This is a genomic window from Carboxylicivirga taeanensis, assembly GCF_051851475.1.
Taxonomy (GTDB): domain Bacteria; phylum Bacteroidota; class Bacteroidia; order Bacteroidales; family Marinilabiliaceae; genus Carboxylicivirga; species Carboxylicivirga taeanensis.
Map to the genome: position 1 here is coordinate 1 of NZ_JBPUSJ010000083.1, position 1067 is coordinate 1067.

General features: G+C 33.1%; 1 protein-coding gene. It reads right to left on the bottom strand.

Features of this window, described 5'->3' with window-relative positions; all coding sequences use genetic code 11:
• Window positions 1–170: 170 nt before the first annotated feature.
• Complete coding sequence (locus ACSX1H_RS19325) at window positions 171–965, bottom strand: hypothetical protein (RefSeq protein WP_439185896.1); 795 nt, start codon at window positions 963–965, stop codon at window positions 171–173.
• Window positions 966–1067 lie beyond the last annotated feature (102 nt).

Sequence of the window (1067 nt, forward strand, 5' to 3'; positions counted from 1 at the left end):
TATTGTCAATTTGCATTTAGTTCTTTAACATTTTGCACATTAGCTCAAGAATTTAGTCTTCCCTTTTGCGAGATGTGTAGAATGCACCACAACGGCCTGCCGTATGATGCGTTGCTTGTGTTGCGCCTGCGGCAAGCTATGCATTATGACGGTTTGTTAGCGCAAGTATTTTATTTATATCTATTCTTTTTTATTTCAGCTCGTTTCAATGTCAGTTTAGCGTTTTCTGAACAGTTAATCCATTTAATTAATTTATGGGATTCGGATAATTCAAGAAAATCCTCATCGAACATTGTCCCCATACCGTTAAAATTGGACATATCAATAAAGACTTTTTTATCAACAGGAAGACTATCAAAAAACGCATATAACTCATCTAATTCATTAGATGAAATTGAGCCATATAATTTAAAAGTTAAAGGATTGTCATGTAGTTTCCGTAATCCTAATCCAAAATCAAAGTACTGTTCTAGTTGTTCCAAATAGGTTACTGTTTTCTGTTTATTAAACTTTGTATACATCAACGAGAATAAAATCTCTATCAATTCATGGTTTGTATCTTCTTTATCTGGTGACCAAAATTTGAAGGTTTTCTTTTGGTCATTTTCCAATACTTCTCCATACACATTAATCCCATCAGTCCCCATGCTTAAATGATAATAAACAGTAGTATCTCCGTTTTCAATAACTGTCTCCTGTCCAATTGTGTCAATTGAGCCTTTATGCGCAAAATCATAATCTCTCAAGTAGTTAGATAAGTTTAGCAGAGCTGAATCTGAAACAATACTTTTGTCTGAAAAATCGGCTGTTTCTAGAGTTAACAAGTAATCATCTGATTTTTGTTGAATTGTCAATCTTGAACTTTCTATAAATGATGGTTTAAAATCAATAGTCAGTTTATCAAATTGAGCAAATGAGCTAAATGATATTAGCAAAAATCCTATATGTAGTAATGTCTTCATCATATTTGCGCTAACGGCCTGCCGCATGGAGCGTAAAGGGATTTAACCTTACAACTTTCCAAATTGAACAAAGCCAAAGCGCTGTATTTTGTTTTAAATTTCCAT

Bases quoted from the DNA above. Each gene is read 5' to 3' on its own strand.
- ACSX1H_RS19325 (WP_439185896.1), bottom strand. From the start codon at position 965: ATGATGAAGACATTACTACATATAGGATTTTTGCTAATATCATTTAGC.